The sequence below is a fragment of the Dolichospermum sp. UHCC 0315A genome, from assembly GCF_008121535.1.
Classification (GTDB): domain Bacteria; phylum Cyanobacteriota; class Cyanobacteriia; order Cyanobacteriales; family Nostocaceae; genus Dolichospermum; species Dolichospermum lemmermannii.
On the sequence record NZ_CP043056.1, the window covers coordinates 874,905 to 890,921 of the forward strand.

Annotated in this window: 14 protein-coding genes, 2 tRNA genes and 1 pseudogene; 9 read left to right on the forward strand and 8 right to left on the reverse strand. The window is 40.9% G+C overall.

From position 1 onward, the window contains the following. Positions 1-110: 110 nt before the first annotated feature. The 7 genes and pseudogenes from rpsP to BMF77_RS04085 all read left to right on the forward strand — a co-directional run bounded on the left by rpsP (position 111) and on the right by BMF77_RS04085 (position 3,800). The gene (gene rpsP / locus BMF77_RS04055) at positions 111-371 is read left to right on the forward strand and encodes a 30S ribosomal protein S16 (RefSeq protein ID WP_015081384.1); all 261 of its coding nucleotides are present in this window, start codon (positions 111-113) and stop codon (positions 369-371) included. A gap of 7 nt (positions 372-378) precedes the next feature. Further along, on the forward strand, positions 379-765 hold the full coding sequence (locus tag BMF77_RS04060) for a KH domain-containing protein (RefSeq protein ID WP_148760850.1): 387 nt from the start codon (positions 379-381) through the stop codon (positions 763-765). A gap of 356 nt (positions 766-1,121) precedes the next feature. After that, on the forward strand, positions 1,122-2,075 hold the full coding sequence (locus BMF77_RS04065) for a PhoH family protein (protein WP_148760852.1): 954 nt from the start codon (positions 1,122-1,124) through the stop codon (positions 2,073-2,075). 53 nt (positions 2,076-2,128) lie between these two features. Next, positions 2,129-2,542, forward strand: a pseudogene (locus BMF77_RS04070) (ChuX/HutX family heme-like substrate-binding protein); the annotation flags it as partial. 76 nt (positions 2,543-2,618) lie between these two features. Beyond that, positions 2,619-3,395, forward strand: coding sequence for a DUF6816 family protein (locus tag BMF77_RS04075; RefSeq protein ID WP_148760856.1), 777 nt, complete (start codon positions 2,619-2,621; stop codon positions 3,393-3,395). A gap of 167 nt (positions 3,396-3,562) precedes the next feature. Next, positions 3,563-3,645, forward strand: a tRNA-Tyr gene (locus BMF77_RS04080). Positions 3,646-3,728: 83 nt separating this feature from the next. After that, positions 3,729-3,800, forward strand: a tRNA-Thr gene (locus BMF77_RS04085). A gap of 545 nt (positions 3,801-4,345) precedes the next feature. On the opposite strand, the gene BMF77_RS04095 is transcribed toward BMF77_RS04085, so the two are convergent. Continuing rightward, complete coding sequence (locus tag BMF77_RS04095) at positions 4,346-8,164, reverse strand: peroxidase family protein (protein ID WP_148760860.1); 3,819 nt, start codon at positions 8,162-8,164, stop codon at positions 4,346-4,348. A 219-nt stretch (positions 8,165-8,383) separates the two neighbouring features. Here BMF77_RS04095 and BMF77_RS28540 point away from each other — a divergent pair, with 219 nt between their 5' ends. Beyond that, positions 8,384-8,509, forward strand: coding sequence for a hypothetical protein (locus BMF77_RS28540; RefSeq protein ID WP_256370356.1), 126 nt, complete (start codon positions 8,384-8,386; stop codon positions 8,507-8,509). A gap of 635 nt (positions 8,510-9,144) precedes the next feature. Here the strand turns inward: BMF77_RS28540 and BMF77_RS04105 are convergent. From BMF77_RS04105 to BMF77_RS04130, 6 genes are all read right to left on the reverse strand, one after another. Beyond that, positions 9,145-9,651: a hypothetical protein gene (locus BMF77_RS04105; protein WP_148760864.1), complete on the reverse strand. Its 507-nt coding sequence runs from the start codon at positions 9,649-9,651 to the stop codon at positions 9,145-9,147. Positions 9,652-9,968: 317 nt separating this feature from the next. Further along, positions 9,969-11,324, reverse strand: coding sequence for an aminopeptidase P family protein (locus BMF77_RS04110; RefSeq protein WP_148760866.1), 1,356 nt, complete (start codon positions 11,322-11,324; stop codon positions 9,969-9,971). A 74-nt stretch (positions 11,325-11,398) separates the two neighbouring features. Further along, positions 11,399-12,304, reverse strand: coding sequence for a 16S rRNA (cytosine(1402)-N(4))-methyltransferase RsmH (gene rsmH, locus BMF77_RS04115; protein ID WP_148760868.1), 906 nt, complete (start codon positions 12,302-12,304; stop codon positions 11,399-11,401). Positions 12,305-12,326: 22 nt separating this feature from the next. After that, positions 12,327-12,557, reverse strand: coding sequence for a hypothetical protein (locus BMF77_RS04120; protein ID WP_148760870.1), 231 nt, complete (start codon positions 12,555-12,557; stop codon positions 12,327-12,329). Between the two features lie 58 nt (positions 12,558-12,615). Continuing rightward, positions 12,616-13,038 carry a hypothetical protein gene (locus BMF77_RS04125; protein ID WP_148760872.1) on the reverse strand — a complete coding sequence of 141 codons (423 nt, stop codon included), beginning with the start codon at positions 13,036-13,038 and terminating at the stop codon, positions 12,616-12,618. A gap of 146 nt (positions 13,039-13,184) precedes the next feature. Then, the gene (locus tag BMF77_RS04130; RefSeq protein ID WP_148760874.1) at positions 13,185-13,481 is read right to left on the reverse strand and encodes a hypothetical protein; all 297 of its coding nucleotides are present in this window, start codon (positions 13,479-13,481) and stop codon (positions 13,185-13,187) included. Positions 13,482-13,924: 443 nt separating this feature from the next. On the opposite strand from BMF77_RS04130, the gene BMF77_RS04135 reads away from it, so the two are divergent. Then, positions 13,925-15,109, forward strand: coding sequence for an NAD(P)H-quinone oxidoreductase subunit H (locus tag BMF77_RS04135; protein ID WP_148760876.1), 1,185 nt, complete (start codon positions 13,925-13,927; stop codon positions 15,107-15,109). Between the two features lie 111 nt (positions 15,110-15,220). Here the strand turns inward: BMF77_RS04135 and BMF77_RS04140 are convergent, their stop codons facing one another. Continuing rightward, on the reverse strand, positions 15,221-15,874 hold the full coding sequence (locus BMF77_RS04140) for a hypothetical protein (protein ID WP_148760878.1): 654 nt from the start codon (positions 15,872-15,874) through the stop codon (positions 15,221-15,223). Between the last annotated feature and the right edge of the window lie 143 nt (positions 15,875-16,017).

The following is a 16,017-nucleotide window of genomic DNA, read 5'->3' on the forward strand; positions in this document are numbered from 1 at the left end:
AATTAGCATTTCAGTGTTGGAAGTTGTGAAGGCGGGTATAATGTCCCCATCACTTCCTTATCAATCAGTTACAAACTCACTCACTAGGAACAGGAGAAACAGTTCTCAACATGATCAAATTGCGTTTAAAAAGATTTGGCAAAAAGCGCGAAGCAAGTTACCGGATTGTTGCTATTAACAATCTTGCCCGTCGTGACGGTCGCCCCCTAGAAGAACTAGGATTTTATAACCCCAGAACTGATGAAGTAAAATTAAACATTCCTGGTATCATTAAGCGTCTACAACAAGGCGCTCAACCTACCGATACAGTTCGTAGTATCCTCGTAAAAGCTAACGTTTTTGAACAGGTCAGTGCAACAGCCGCATCATAGTCTTGAGATGAAATCCCTAGCAACCAGTCCCAATTATGTTGGGCTGGTAGAGTTTCTTGTGCAGCCGTTTTTAGAATCTCCAGAATCTTTAAGCGTTGATTGTGAAATGTCTCAAACCCTCAAGCGGGCTTGGGTTCGCATTGCTTTTAATAGCACAGATAAAGAAAAAGTGTTTGGTCGAGGGGGACGAAATATCCAGGCAATTCGCACTGTAATTGCCGCCGCAGCCGAACTAGCTGGGCAATCAGTATACCTGGATATTTATGGCAACAGTTCCCAAGGTCGGGAAAGTGTGTCTTTTGATGAAGAACAGGAAGAGCGGATACTACCACCCAAGTCGAAAGAACGAGAGAACAATATTCCCAAACCTGTTGTTAAACCACGTTTACGCTAGTACCGCAGGGCGGAATTAAAAATTAAAAATTAAAAATTGAAAAAGCAAATTACAAAAGCTTTTTAGTGGTTTTTAATAATTAGTGATTTTTGCCGCACTCTCCTAGTTAGTTTAAATGGTTGGTAACAGATTTAATTCTGGGGAAGATGGAGAGAGGGGACAACAGCATTGTCAAATCTTGGCGAATAATTCCGTTTTTATGGCGGATTTACCAGCCAAGAATTAACAAATGTTGTCAGCCCATTTCCCAATCATACAAATACTAATTAACAGAAAATTATAGAATTTTCAATTTACATTTAATCGGAAAATATTAATTTTGTTAACAACTACTTTTTACCCAATTCAGCAATAATATGGCAGATGATTCCATAATTCAACTGCCTAGTATGTCCAGTGCGATCGCTCTAGCTGGATATGGTGAGGCAAATATCAAGTTATTATGCCAACAAACAGGAGCTAACTTAGTTCTGCGGGGACAAGAATTATTAATTTCGGGAACACCTAAACAGGTAGAATTAGTAAAGCGATTAGTGCGATCGCTAGAAAATTTGTGGAGTAAAGGTAATAATATCTCTAGTGCTGATATTCTCACAGCCCGTCAAGCCCTGGATACAAATACAGAAGACCAATTACAAGACCTACAGCGCGATATCCTCGCCAAAACTCGCCGAGGTTTTGAAATTCGCGCTAAAACCTTTCACCAGCGCCAATATATAGACGCACTCCGCAGACGGGATTTAACCTTTTGTATTGGTCCTGCGGGAACAGGAAAAACCTATCTCGCGGTAGTTATCGCCGTTCAAGCCCTACTCAGTAATCAATTTGAACGGCTGATTTTAACCCGTCCCGCAGTGGAAGCAGGGGAAAAACTCGGCTTTTTACCAGGAGACTTACAGCAAAAAGTCAATCCCTATTTACGTCCTCTTTATGATGCCATTAATGAATTCATAGACCCCGAAAAAGTCCCCAACTTAATCGAACGGGAAATCATCGAAGTCGCACCACTAGCTTATATGCGAGGACGGACATTAAATAACGCCTTTATCATCGTTGACGAAGCTCAAAATACCACACCAGCGCAAATGAAAATGGTTTTAACCCGATTGGGTTTTAACTCGCGCATGGTAATTACAGGTGATATTACCCAAACAGACCTACCACCCCATCAAAAATCCGGTTTAGATGTCGCCTTACAAATTCTCAGAAACGTGGAAGGAATTGCCATTTGCGAATTTTCTCAAAAAGATGTAGTTCGTCATCCTTTAGTACAACGAATTGTTGCTGCTTATGAGAAATACGAAACGTAGTACATTTAAATTGGTCATAAATCTGAAATGAAACACTAACAACTAAACAATCAACAAATATGACAACAACATTGAAAGAATTTTTAGAAGCTTGTGAAACCTTGGGAACTTTGCGCCTAATTGTCACCAGTAGCGCCGCTGTTTTAGAAGCTAGAGGAAAAATAGAAAAGCTATATTACGCCGAATTACCAAAAGGTAAATATGCGAATATGCACACCGAAGGCTTTGAATTTCATTTGAATATGGATATGATTCAACAAGTGAAATTTGAAACAGGTGAAGCTAAAAGAGGGAATTTTACAACCTATGCAATTCGGTTTTTAGATGCAGAAGAAAAACCTGCATTAAGCCTCTTTCTGCAATGGGGTAAACCTGGAGAATACGAACTAGGACAAGTAGAAGCTTGGCAAACTTTAAAAGAAAAGTATGGGGAAATTTGGCAACCTTTAGCCCTAGAAACCTTATAATTTTGAAATCCCTAGATTCCCGACTTCTCAAAGAAGTTGGGGATCTAAACTAAATGAATATTATTAATTGTTGAATATGGTGATAAAAATAATTATTAGCTTTTGCTTAATGCTTTTTTTGTTCTTAGGAAATAATCAAGCCCAAGCTGGAGAATTAGCAGAACATTTAGCCAAATTCCCCCAATGGGAAAAATTAACATCAGTCAAACCAGCCAAAGGAGATTTAGTTTACCCAGAATGGATGTCTGGGACTTGGAAAGTTACCAGCACATTAGTAGATTTAGCCGCACCTTTAGCACCGGATATAGTTACACCAGGCTTTGAAGGTAATCGTAGTCAATTAAATCAACCAATTAGTTTTTTAGTTAAATTCATAAAAGTTAAACCAACTAATTCGGGTTTAAAAATTTTTGCCAACTTCCAAAAGCAAGCATCAATATTAGTTGCAGATAGAGAATTTAATAGTTTAAACCTATCCAGAGCTTATTTAGGGAATGAGGCTGTTTTATCATCCAAAGTAGATCCTCAATCTCCCAATCGTCAAATTACATTTTTGCGGGGTGAACGGCAACTAATTTCTATTATCAGCGATCGCGCCACAGAAACAACAGCAGATGATCAATTCATTACTTCTGAAGTTTTCCAACAATTATTTAAAGGTAGTTCTCGTCCATATTTGAATACTGTAGAATCAACTACCGCTTATCAAAAACTTTCTCCGTCATCTCCAGCCATTACAGCAAATCAAGTAACCGCTGTCTACCTTGCACCCCAAGATCCTGATTATTTTACCGCAGGTTCTCGACCAGTGGCTTTATATCGGTATCGGCTAGAATTTTTTCCCCCAAGCTGAACTTCTAACCCGCTTGTACTCTCTACAAAAAAAAATGGAGAACTTATCTTGTAAATCTCGGAAACTACTTTGGAGTAAAGGATTCAGACTTTATCCAAAAATATTTTCTCCAACCCCTTGCCAAACCCAGAGACTACTGCTATTATAGTTAAGCGTGGGACACAAACGGGTCGATGTCCGAGTGGTTAATGGAGACGGACTGTAAATCCGTTGGTTTACGCCTACGCTGGTTCAAATCCAGCTCGGCCCATATCCTACAGAGATTAAGAATTATAAATGCTGTGCTATAAACAAATGTACAGCATTGTAAATCTTATTTTTGGTTTCTATTTCGCCCGTGTGGCTCAGTGGTAGAGCACACCCTTGGTAAGGGTGAGGTCACGAGTTCAATCCTCGTCACGGGCTTTTTAAAAGCATTTACAAACAGGTGGTTTAACGCAAGTTGAACCACTTTTGTTTTTTAGTAACTATGGCAGTAAGAAAATAATCCAAAAATATCTTGTTTTGACTTTGTTGGCAACTCCGTCAAGGCATTGAGCCGAGATATCTGTTTTTTCCTGCAAGATGACCTCAAAAGTCCTGATTTCTCCCTACCTAACACGGCTTTTTTGGCACTAATGTATCAAAGTATCAAAACCATATAGGACAAAGGTTTTCAGGCCATCTTGCAGCTTTTTACCCCACATTCCGCACCCCCCAGTGTCACAATCGGTAATTTCGGATTTTTGAAGACCTGTGAGGATAATTTTGATACAAAGTGATCTAAATTTTAGGTAGCGAACTGCTTGCAGCAGCGCTTCGCTATCGCCAATCTCAAATCCCCAAATGACCATTTTTCGTTGTGTGACAGTTTAGGGTGCGGAAGGTGGGTTTTACACCTATCTCAGTTTCACGTCAAGTTCGGCTCCCATGGAGAGTCCGAAGTGAGTGTGCAATCAACCATCAGCCCATCAGCCGATGATGATGAAATCGGATGCGGTTAACGTGGGAAAAAGAGCCTGGGCCGAGAGCACGTCGGAAGGAAAATAGGCGTTGAACTTACTGAGTGTGGCAATTTGTACACCTGGGGACGAGCCAGTGCCATCTATATCGTAGGAGAGCGCTCCATTGTTGCTGTTGTAGACAATTCTGGTATTGCTCCTTGTGGCCTCCGCAATAACATTGGCCGTGCTTGAACCAGCAATAGATTCAAATTGGTTGACAATCGAAAGCTGAGAGTAGATGACACTGCTGAGAACCAGCTTGTCAAGGTCAGGCGAGAAATCAGTGATTCTATCAATACCAGTTGTTGCAAGTGGCTGATCGAAGTAGAAGCTGTCATTGCCCATTCCACCCGTCAGTACGTCAGATCCTGCTTCACCGTAAAGCTTATCATTGCCCTCTCCACCTTTGAGCGTATCAACGTCGTCCCCACCAAAAAGCTGATCATTGCCAGCTTGGCCATTTATATCATCAGAGCCGGTCTCGCCAAATATCTTGTCATTGCCTTCTCCCCCATACATATCATCGTTCTCACTTCCACCAAACATAGAATCGTTCCCATCGCCACCCCTAAGAAGGTCATTGCCGGCTTCACCAAAGATATTGTCATTGCCAGTGCCGCCATCAATGAAGTCATTGCCAGTGCCGCCGTAGGCGATGTCGTTGCCGCCATCGCCCCAGATGCAGTCATCGCCACCGAGACCCTTAATGGTGTCAGCATCATCAGTGCCACCAAACATCTCACTAGCATTACCGATTCCATTTGGATTCAACTCACCGCGGGCATCCAAGTAATTACCGCCATTGCCTATGAACACGTCATTGACATAGCCTGCAAGTCCTACGGTCTGGCTGACTCCAAAGATATCGGTGACTGTTTTTGTTGCCGCCGACAGCGCTGCATTGCTGTTGAATTCAAGGTTGGATTCACTGTCCAGTTCATAGTCGGCATCGTTGACGGCAAAGATCTTGTGATAGAGGTGGCGAACGCCAGTGGATTCCATGACGAGATCGGCCAAAACTTTGCCTTGAATCGAGGCCAGCAAGTCAGTACCACCAAGTTTGCTCAGGTAGTAGTTTTCATCGCCTCGCTGTAGCTGCTGCATTTGATAAGAGTAGATGAAATTATGGGTCGGTCCAAGCATACCGCCGGGAACCCTGGCCTCCGCTAGTCCGCCAATCCAAAGGGAGATCTTTTGGAAATCCTGATTTCCTGAAGTTCCCTGGTAATTCGGATCTAGGGCGTTAACGCTGGTTCCAGTCCAGGCATTGCCCATGAAGTTGTTATCTAGAATCGCCGCATCGGCCGCGCTGGATAAGGCAGCCGCATAGGTGGATGCATCGGCCGCATTGTTGCTGGCTTGTAAGTTATTCCAGTAATTGAGATTCGTATTGCTTGAGTAGCTGCTTAGGATGGCATCACGGGAGTAAGCCATGATGAATCCCTTCAGGGAGTTGGGGTGTAGCAAGTGGTTGCCAAAATCTCGCCAACTCACATAGGGACGCAGATTGGCTTCCTGGGCGGCCAAACGAGCATCAATTCCGTTGTTGGTTTGATTCGTGGCGGTTGTACCAGGTGTAAGCCGGATATTGCGTAGAAAGGCTTGCATCTCCTGCCGTGCCTGGTTCAGAGAGGAAATACCGCTATCCTGACCTCTGCCGATGTTGAGGGCAGCAAGATCAAGGGGAAGGCCAACAAGTGCATTTCTTAAGGTATTGGTAACATATTCATCAGTTAGATTGCCAACCTGGTTCGACGTACCTGCCACAATCTCAGCCGCTGATTTGTCTGTATACAACTGAGGGGCTAGAAAGGCTTGCAGCAGCGGGATATCTTTCTTGCCTTCTGTCAAAGCAATTCCGGTCTCTGGGTCAATCTTAGCCATGGCCAATGTTTCACTCAACTGGGAGTGGCCAAAGCGGAAGGTCGAACTGGCAAATTCAGCAAGTATCGAAGGATTAAAACCTGCACTTACCCCAGCAAAGGCTCCTAGATCGGGGGTGATGCGACGTGCGTATTCTTGAAAGACATGGTGCTGATAAAACTGTTCAGTAACCAGCTTGGCGGCCTCGAGTTTTTCTTCACCAGACATGGTGAAGTCACGATTTAGCTTCCGGTATTCGCTAATGTTGACCTCTAATTGTTCCAGAATAGCGTTGTGTGCATTTACAAAGATTTGGTGAAGACTGGTAAGTCCAAGATTTTCATTGGCGCGGCCATCTCCACCTACTGCATGGGGATTTAGCACCGAAGGATCCTTAAGATCTCCATTTAGATTAAATTGGCTTTCACCTGCAGGCCTCGTGGCTCCTCGCCAGTTGTTGGCCAAATCAATCATGAAGGCTGATCCAGACTTGACCAGCACTGAATCCGCTGTTAGTAATGCGGTATCAAAAATGTATCCTTTTTCGCCAGAAATTTTGTTTAAGGTAACAAAGCCTAGTCTTCCTGCCCCCGGCTTGCCCACGGGAATCACCTCAACCAATGGCACACTGCTAACGTCAATATCGTGGATGACCAATCCAATTCGAAGGGCATTGTTTTTCAGGTCTGTCCAGCGGGTAATACCATTGTTGCTGCCAGTTAGCATGGCGCCAGTGAGTTCGCCATTGGCTTTGTATTCCCTGAGAAATACACCATGGCTGAATGTAGATCCATAGGTTTGGTTGAGATCAACAAATGCGGAAGTAAAATTAAAGCTTTTGCCATTTCTTGGTGAAAGCTTCAGCACTGCGTTGCTGCCAATTGAAGCTATAACCCCAGTAAATGGAGACTGTTTGTTGAAGGCATCAACAACTTGGTTAAGGGTTGAACCTGTTGGGATTGTAATGATCTGATCATTCAGAACAACGTTGCCACCGTTGGCAATCGTTGTGAACGCAACGCTGCCAACCGCTGCATTTTCATTGTCAACATCCCAAGTTTGAGTCAGGGCATATTGATCCAGTCCGAGTTCTGTCAATAAACTATCTTTGCTACCCTCCCCTAGCCTGACGCGAACTGTGTTGCCCCTTGATAAGGCCATGAAATTTGTTGTGCTGCCGGCGTTGTAGAGTTGATCCCCAGGCAATAAGGGTATTAAAACAGTGCCATCATTCCCCTTGTCAAGGAAATCAAGTCCATGAGAGTGATATTGGCCGAAGATGGTAAAAAAGTCTGAATTTGGCAGCGGATTGCTGCCTGTCAGGATTGTTTCATGACGAGTATTGTTGTTTTGACTCACCCTGCCAAGGCCAGCCCTAGTGCCGGACTGTGTCCACTCACGCGCATAGGGATTATCCAAGGTCTCAAAGGAGCTTTTGCCTGTTTGGTTTGAAATCAGATTGCTGATCAGTCTAGGCTGGGCATCGAAGATCAGGTTGCCACGAATGCTGTAGTCAGCAACGTAGGCTGCGGTGTAGTTTACGGAACCTGTGGCAAAGTTAATTGTGAATCCACCTGTATAACTGCTAAAATTGCTGGCTGTTAGATTGCGAAATAGGGTGTTTGTCGCTCCAGCATGGTAACGAATGTCAGTTGTCGAGGTTATCTGAAGGCTTGAGGTTGTTTGCGTGGGCGATTGGGGTATGTCGAAAAGTTGTTGGTCGGTACCATTGAGGCTTCGGAAACCGCTGGTGGGTTTCGCCCCCACAGCGTTGAGAGGTCCGGGTAATATTGCTATTGACGGCTTGTTGTCGTACATCTTGTAGACTTGCCATTGGTAGTCTATAAACTCAATATCGTTAAAGGTGAAGAAGTCGACGACAGAGTCGTAGACAGATTTGTAACGGTAACTTTTAACACCCATTGATTTTTCCTTTGTTTATTGCGTTTTGTTGTAACTATTGTGACTAGGGCTTGCTTAGTTTTGCAACTCCCACTAGAAAATTATTATACAGATGTTGTCACACATCGGCACAGGGAATGAGTCTAAAAGATACTCCGTCATTAATATAAAAATTCCGTGTAATCTTCTGTTAAATCGTGATTTATATAACATATTCGGTATGAATCCATGTTCATTCTTATGAGTGCAAGCCTTACGGTGGTTGCTGTTAAAGAACATCGCTGCACACAGAGCCGACCCAAAAATGTCAGTCCAGAAACCAAGAAACAAGCCGCTGATGATGAAGGGATTCGTAACTATTCGTAACTATTCGTAACTGTATTGAGGGCAAATTCGGGCAAGGTAAACGAAGATTTAGTTTGGGCAGAGTCATAAAGCAGATTAATGTTAAACAGCATTAAGAGAACTCCACAAAAAAAATGATCCAATGGTATCTTGCCCGTCCTTGTATTATTAGCGGGCAAGATGCCCGCACTACAAGAAATTTTGGGATATTTTTTAAATTGGAAGTCTCTAATACAAGTTAAATAACGAAAATTAGCTTAGTCTATTAGCTAACAGAAATCTCCGTGATATTTTGTTATAAATAATTTTGCAAGTTGATATTATATTATCAGCGCGTAAACATTCCCAGGGTGTTATCTGCCATAAACACCATTTTGAGGAAATGTATGCGCTATCAACCCTATGGGAAAAAACGTAATTTTTCCGTCATACCTGCTGTAAGATTTGTCAGCGTTACGTTTTTTTTTGGAACTTTAATGTTTTGTGGTTTCTCTACAGGTTCGTTCATGATCTCATATCTTATATCCAGCTTAAACATTATTCAAACTACCTCAATTCCTGGTACTAAAGACAAGGAAAAGTGTGAGTCAAAAAATGAAGTTTGGCGAGATAATAAATGTTGGGATTATGAGCATAATCCCTCATTTTAAATGATTTCAATGGCTACTTTTCTTTGTGGGAGAAGTTACTGCTGCTGGTTTGGCAATTTCTTGCTTATAAAAGCGAACTACCTTCAGCACATAATCAGCAGTAAAGCCTTTCTCACAGCCTGTATAGCTACCAGTCATCCACCAACAAGCAACACCACGCACAGCACTATTTTCATTGTTATTAGTGGCTAGAAATTGCTTATTTAATTCTCGGTTGGTGATACAAGAAATAACTTGACGGGCTACTTTGGGATCATTTTCAAACTGAGTTGGTGTTAATTCCTTCTTGAGACAAGTTTTCGTCCAACCTTTGAGAGTTTCTGGTTTAACTTGCCATTCGCTGTAATATCCATCATTGCGCTTTTTTGTTTGGGGTGCAGCTAGTCTGAGTGCTTCTACCATTGCTGCAACTTGGGTATCAGAAACAGGCTGTTTTGCCTGTGCTAAGGACGGTAAAAATCCTAAGCTGATAATAATACCGCTAAATATGAATGCTATAGAGTTTTTGTTCATGATTTTAAAAGTATTGAAAATATCAAAATTTAGGAATGTGAATTAAAGTACAATTTTTAATTTATGTAATCTCATGTTGGGTTACGCTGTCGCTTTACCCAACCTACAAAAAATTGTCAGTTAATAAATTCACGTTTTTTAGAGGATGTTTGAAAAGTTTTTAATGTATCAATAAACCCCTCTCCAAACCTCTCCCCGACGCGGGGAGAGGCTTTGAAACCCCCATTCCCTTGTAGGGAAGGGGGGAAGGGGGGTTAGGTTTCGGAGATTGTTGGTTTCATCTAATACTTTTCAAACAGCCTCTTAGCATACCATATTTAACAAGCAACTAAATCTTCAATAGCACTGGCTTGATTTGGTAATGCGGCTGTTAAAACCTCACTTCCTGATTGTGTAACTAATACATCATCTTCAATGCGAATTCCCCGCACATCTGAAAATTGTGCTAATCGTTCCCAATTGACTAAATATTGATATTGAGAACGAGTTTTTGGATCATTTAAAATTGCGGGAACTTGATAAAATCCTGGTTCAATTGTCACTAACATTCCTGCACGCAAGGGACGATTTAACCGTAAATAACTTAAACCAAAACGACTACTTCGGCTTCTTCCTTGATCATAGCCGGCAATGTCTCCCAAATCTTCCATATCATGAACATCTAAACCTAAAAGATGCCCAATTCCGTGGGGAAAAAATAAAGCATGAAGATCCATTTTTACTAAATCTTCTGGTTTACCTCGTAAAATTCCTAAATCTACCAAACCTTGAGCAATTACAGTTGCTGCTAACAGATGAATATCTGCATATTCTACACCAGGAGCTATATTTTGAATACAAGCATCATGGGCGGCTAAAACAATATCATAAATGTCTCTTTGGGTAGATGAAAACTTCCCAGAAACAGGCCAAGTGCGGGTAATATCCGCCGCCCAACCCGTCGCGGTTTCCGCACCTACGTCAGCTAAAAGTAAATCCCCTGGTTGTAGAAAGTGGTAATAATGATTATTGTGTAAAACTTCACCATGAACTGTCACAATACTATTGTAAGCAGTGGTCATATTCTCACCCATAATTACTGCTTCCATTGTGGCACGGACTTCGGCTTCGAGTTTAGCTGAAGGTGTTGCCGCCATTCCTGCTTTGTGGGCTGTTACACTCACTGCCGCAGCTTTACGTAATTCCACCAATGCCGCTGCGTCGTGGGTAAGCCGCAGAGAAACAATGGCTTTTGCTAGTTCTAAATCAATTCCTTCTAGGGAATTTTTCGGTAAAACCCAGCGATTTAAAAGTTGTGTTTGTTGTGTCCAAGTAGTTGCATCTTGCACGGGCAAAGTTGCTACATTTTCTAAATAATTTCCTAATTCTGCCATTGTCTTGGCTTCATCCGCGCCTATTTTGGCAGCAATTTCTTCCCGGCTGGGGGTTTCTCCATGCCACAGGGCGCTACTGGGGTGGGGGTCATCTATAAATAGTTGTAGCTTGCCACTTTCTAGGCGAATGGCGGCGTTTTGCAGGGGAATTCCGGCGAAATAGAGAAAATGGCTATTGGCGCGGTGGGGGAAGGTGTTGGCGGGGAAGTTACGAGGACTGCTACCACCAGACCAAAGAATGGCGGGAAAGTCTATGATTTCTGCTAGTTTTTGGCGACGGTGACGGAGGGTGGTTTGCATGGGAAATCTAGATTAAGGTTTCGCGCAAAGGCGCTAAGGAGCAAAGGCGCAAAGGAAGAAGGAGTTTAAGGGTGTCAATTATCTATGTTTTTCTTTTCTGCTATTCTCAATTTAGCAGAACGGGAACGGGGGTTTTGTTTTATTTCTTCTTCTGTGGCAATTATGGGTTTTTTTGTCAATATCCTCAATAATGGCGAATTTCTCAAACCATGTTTAACTGGTCTGTCTTCTAAGCTGTGAAAGCTGATTATTGCGATTCTTCCTTCAGGAATAAGGGCGTTTGGGGCTTTTTCTATGAGGGTTTCTAGGACTTTTAATTCGTCGTTGACAGCAATTCGTAAGGCTTGAAAAACACGAGTTGCGGGGTGAATTCTCCCATGTCGATATTTAGGGGGGACGGAGTATGCGATCGCATTTGCTAATTCTGTAGTAGTATTAAATGGTCGTTTTTCAACTATTCTTCTGGCTATTCTTCTGGAAAGTCTCTCTTCACCATATTTAAAGAAAATATCCGCTAATTCTTTTTCGTCCCATTCATTTATAATATCTCCAGCGGTGAGGGATTGTTGTTGGTTCATTCGCATATCTAAATTTGCGGTATTTCTAAAACTAAAACCTCGTTCTGGATTATCTAAATGATAGGAACTTACTCCTAAATCGGCTAAAATTCCATCATAACTATTTTCGATAAATTGGTAATTGGCAAAGTTGCTATGAATAAAATTAACTCTATCCCCAAACTCTGATAAATTCTCTTTTGCGGCTTTTAAAGCATCCTCATCTTGGTCAACACAAGTTACTTTTACATCTTCACCAGTTTCTAATATTAAGCGACTGTGACCACCACCACCAACGGTTAAATCTAAATAATTTCCACCAGGTTGGATATTTAAACCTGTAATCACTTCTTGACTGAGAACGGGAATATGGGAAAATGTAACTTCTTCTAAATCTAGGGGTGTTTGTAAATCTGGTTGCATTATAAAATTATTGAGAGTAAAATTAAGAAGCAAGTTTGGCGTTTATAAAACTGAAGATTTTTTCTAATTCTAATAAACCTGCTAGTTCTGGTTTTTCATCAGCATTTAGCAAATTTTCTTTATTCTTTTCTAAGAGTTCTTCTAAACGAATCTGTAACTCTTCAGTAAAGGAAAAAGGACGAAATTGATCTGAAAGATTCAGATTTATTCCATTTGGTAGCCAAGATGAGGGTTGTTTCATTAATTCTTTCATGGATATCTCCTTAATTGACAATTTTGGTTAACTAAGTTTAGATAATACTTTTGGTTTATTAAAATGTAAGTGTTTTTTGCTTTTTAATTACAGAATTAAGATCAATTCCTTTCCAATCTTTCAATAATTCAGCAATTTGTTCAGGTGTTGTAAAGTTGTCTGTAAAATATTCAAACTTACCACTATCAAGATTGAGGAAAAAACTCAAAAAACTACAATGATCTTTTGCACCAAAACCAAGTGGACAATCAACACGCCAATTATCTATACTTGTTCCATATTCATGAATAATATCACAGATTTTTTCAATTTTACTAGAATATTTATGACATAATTCTAATAATTCAAAAGCATTTTTACCGATTTCACAAAATAACTCTATTGCTTGATAAGTTAAATTGGTAGGACGATATTTAAAATCAACTAATGATTGACAAATATCTAAGGCTTTTAAAAACTTTTGTTTAGATGTTCTGTTCATTTTTGCTTATCTCCTTTAGTTATAATTATAGACCAAGGGTATTCATTTTGAGCTATTTTATGAGCATCTAATTGATTTAAACCTTGATTAATTACCAAGTCAGATTCCAAAATTTCGTGCTTTAGTAAAACCTCATCACTATCAATTTATTCTCCTAGTGTCATTCTTTCCCAACTTTGAGCCATACGTAAATCAGGGATAAATTGATTTTGTAATACTCCCTTACCAAAAGCATACTGTTTAGCTCTTTCAATATCCTCAAAATTTAATTGATACCGATTGGCTATTTTGAGAATATCATCTTCTGATTCTATAATTTTATCATAAGCTTTCATAGCCTCTTTGAGATATTTTTTCTCAAGTTTATTCAAATGTGACCATCTATCTGTAAGATAAATTTCATCATTAGGTTGATTGGGGTTAGATGCTGGAATATTAGACAATTTATTAAGGAATCGTTAGTTGAATTGACAAAATACTTCTATGAGTAATTTTTTAGCCATAGATATTAATTAGGGTAATTATAAATTAAATCTATGTTGCTACGAGGATAAAATCAGCAAAATCACCAAGACCTTGATACAATTTTAGTCTAGTCATCCAAACCGCGAAGATTTCTCCCCATTCCCACACCCCCCAGGTACATGAAAAAAAATCCAGATTCTCAATCCCTTATATATCAAGCTTCCCTATAATAATTGAAGTAGCGGCACAAAATAAAACATCAAGTCCAAAACCGACTCTGCTATTCTCTCTCCAACGTCACCCTGTAGAGATAATCTAGAAATTATCCCTATAAGCTAAATTTTGGCAGACAATAACAATCGCAGCAGGTTAATCTTAGCGGGTCAATTTACAACATCCACAACGGGAGAACAGCAAATCTATGAGTAGAATAGAAACCCGCACCGAACCAATGGTGCTAAATATGGGACCTCACCACCCATCAATGCACGGGGTTTTGCGACTAATTATGACCTTAGACGGTGAAGATGTCGTTGACTGTGAACCAGTCATAGGCTACCTACACCGGGGAATGGAGAAAATTGCCGAAAACCGTTCGACAATCATGTACGTCCCCTACGTCAGCCGTTGGGACTACGCTGCGGGGATGTTTAATGAGGCGGTGACAGTCAACGCACCAGAAAAATTAGCAGGTATCACCGTACCCAAACGCGCCAGCTATATCCGCGTGATTATGCTGGAACTAAACCGCATTGCTAACCACCTATTATGGTTTGGTCCGTTCCTTGCTGACGTGGGCGCACAAACACCCTTTTTCTACCAATTCCGGGAACGGGAAATGATTTATGATCTGTGGGAAGCCGCCACTGGCTACCGCATGGTAAATCACAACTACTTCCGCGTGGGTGGTGTTGCTGCTGATTTACCCTATGGTTGGGTAGATAAGTGTTTAGATTTCTGCGACTATTTTATCCCTAAAGTTGATGAATATGAACGTTTAGTTACCAATAACCCGATTTTCCGCCGCCGCATTGAGGGTTTGGGAACTATTACCCGTGAAGAAGCGATTAACTGGGGACTTTCTGGACCAATGTTACGCGCTTCTGGGGTGAAATGGGATTTACGGAAAGTTGACCACTACGAATGTTACGATGATTTCGATTGGGATGTTCAGTGGGAAACCGTTGGTGATTGTCTTGCTCGTTACATGGTACGGATGCGAGAAATGCGCGAATCTGTAAAAATCATTCGTCAAGCCATTGCTGGCTTACCCGGTGGTCCCTACGAAAACCTGGAAGCAAAACGGATAATGGCTGGGAAAAAATCTGAATGGGATGCTTTTGATTATCAGTTTGTTGCTAAAAAAGTTTCTCCTACTTTCAAAGTTCCCCAAGGTGAAATTTACTCCCGCGTTGAAAGTGGAAAAGGAGAATTGGGAATTTATTTAGTAGGTGATAATAATGTTTTCCCTTGGCGCTGGAAAATCCGCGCCGCAGATTTCAACAATTTGCAAATTCTTCCTCATTTACTGCGGGGAATGAAGGTTGCGGATATCGTTGTTATTCTTGGTAGTATTGACGTAATTATGGGTTCTGTTGATAGATAATCAATCTTGATACTCCAGGAATTAAATGTGTATCTTCTGGAATCCTTGTAGAGATGTTCCATGGAACGTCTCTACATTATTGACCACCTAATGTCTAATTGTTTTTAATTTTTAATTTTTAATTGTTGCAGGTTGAATCTGATTTTGGAATAAAGGACGGACAATTAAATATCCAGCCGCAAAACCAGTTAGCATAATGAATATAATAGTAATTACTAGCCATAACCCATTTAATCCTTTTGTCTGAGACTGAGGATTAGGAGAATAACGGACTTTCTTTTCTTCTATCAATACTTTTTCTGATACTGGAAAATTAACATCTTTTGTTGGTGTAACAGACTCCTGACGACCGTTTTGGGGAGGTGTAGCTTTTATTACTGCTTTTCGACGAGGGGTAGTAGGCTGTTGTCGTGGAGGTGCTGTTGTCACGGTTGGCTTATTTGTATATCTCACCTCCTGATGATTACGGGGTGTAGGTTGAGGTAGATATTCTTCTTCGTTATGAGGACACGGTGGTGCGGGAGGGCTGGGTGCTGAAGTCTCAACTAATTTTTTTAGTTCTAAGCAAGATTCAATAACTTTAGTTATTTCTTGACGCAGTTGTTGATTTTCCTGGGATAATTTTTGATTATGACTAGTAACTACATTTAGTTTAGATTGTACTGCTTGTAACTCCGCTGTCAATTCTCGGTAAACCCAAAGGGGAACAGAGGGAGGGTAGTTGTTAGGTGGTTGACTATAATTAGATCCTGTAGTTGTTTCCATGGATATTTTAGTATCAAAATACAGTAGTTAGAGTAAGGATAATCAGGAGCAGAATATAGTTATTGATGAAATTATGTCCAAAAATAAGGGAAAAATGCCCGTAACTATTTTTCTGCGTATTTCTGGGATTAAATAATTAAATC

Coding starts and splice junctions, on each gene's coding strand:
- rpsP (WP_015081384.1), top strand. CDS start 111: ATGATCAAATTGCGTTTAAAAAGATTTGGCAAAAAGCGCGAAGCAAGT.
- BMF77_RS04105 (WP_148760864.1), bottom strand. CDS start 9,651: ATGAACAAAAACTCTATAGCATTCATATTTAGCGGTATTATTATCAGC.
- BMF77_RS04135 (WP_148760876.1), top strand. CDS start 13,925: ATGAGTAGAATAGAAACCCGCACCGAACCAATGGTGCTAAATATGGGA.
- BMF77_RS04125 (WP_148760872.1), bottom strand. CDS start 13,038: ATGAACAGAACATCTAAACAAAAGTTTTTAAAAGCCTTAGATATTTGT.
- rsmH (WP_148760868.1), bottom strand. CDS start 12,304: ATGCAACCAGATTTACAAACACCCCTAGATTTAGAAGAAGTTACATTT.
- BMF77_RS04120 (WP_148760870.1), bottom strand. CDS start 12,557: ATGAAAGAATTAATGAAACAACCCTCATCTTGGCTACCAAATGGAATA.
- BMF77_RS04095 (WP_148760860.1), bottom strand. CDS start 8,164: ATGGGTGTTAAAAGTTACCGTTACAAATCTGTCTACGACTCTGTCGTC.
- BMF77_RS04065 (WP_148760852.1), top strand. CDS start 1,122: ATGGCAGATGATTCCATAATTCAACTGCCTAGTATGTCCAGTGCGATC.
- BMF77_RS04140 (WP_148760878.1), bottom strand. CDS start 15,874: ATGGAAACAACTACAGGATCTAATTATAGTCAACCACCTAACAACTAC.
- BMF77_RS28540 (WP_256370356.1), top strand. CDS start 8,384: ATGAGTGCAAGCCTTACGGTGGTTGCTGTTAAAGAACATCGCTGCACA.
- BMF77_RS04110 (WP_148760866.1), bottom strand. CDS start 11,324: ATGCAAACCACCCTCCGTCACCGTCGCCAAAAACTAGCAGAAATCATA.
- BMF77_RS04060 (WP_148760850.1), top strand. CDS start 379: ATGAAATCCCTAGCAACCAGTCCCAATTATGTTGGGCTGGTAGAGTTT.
- BMF77_RS04075 (WP_148760856.1), top strand. CDS start 2,619: ATGGTGATAAAAATAATTATTAGCTTTTGCTTAATGCTTTTTTTGTTC.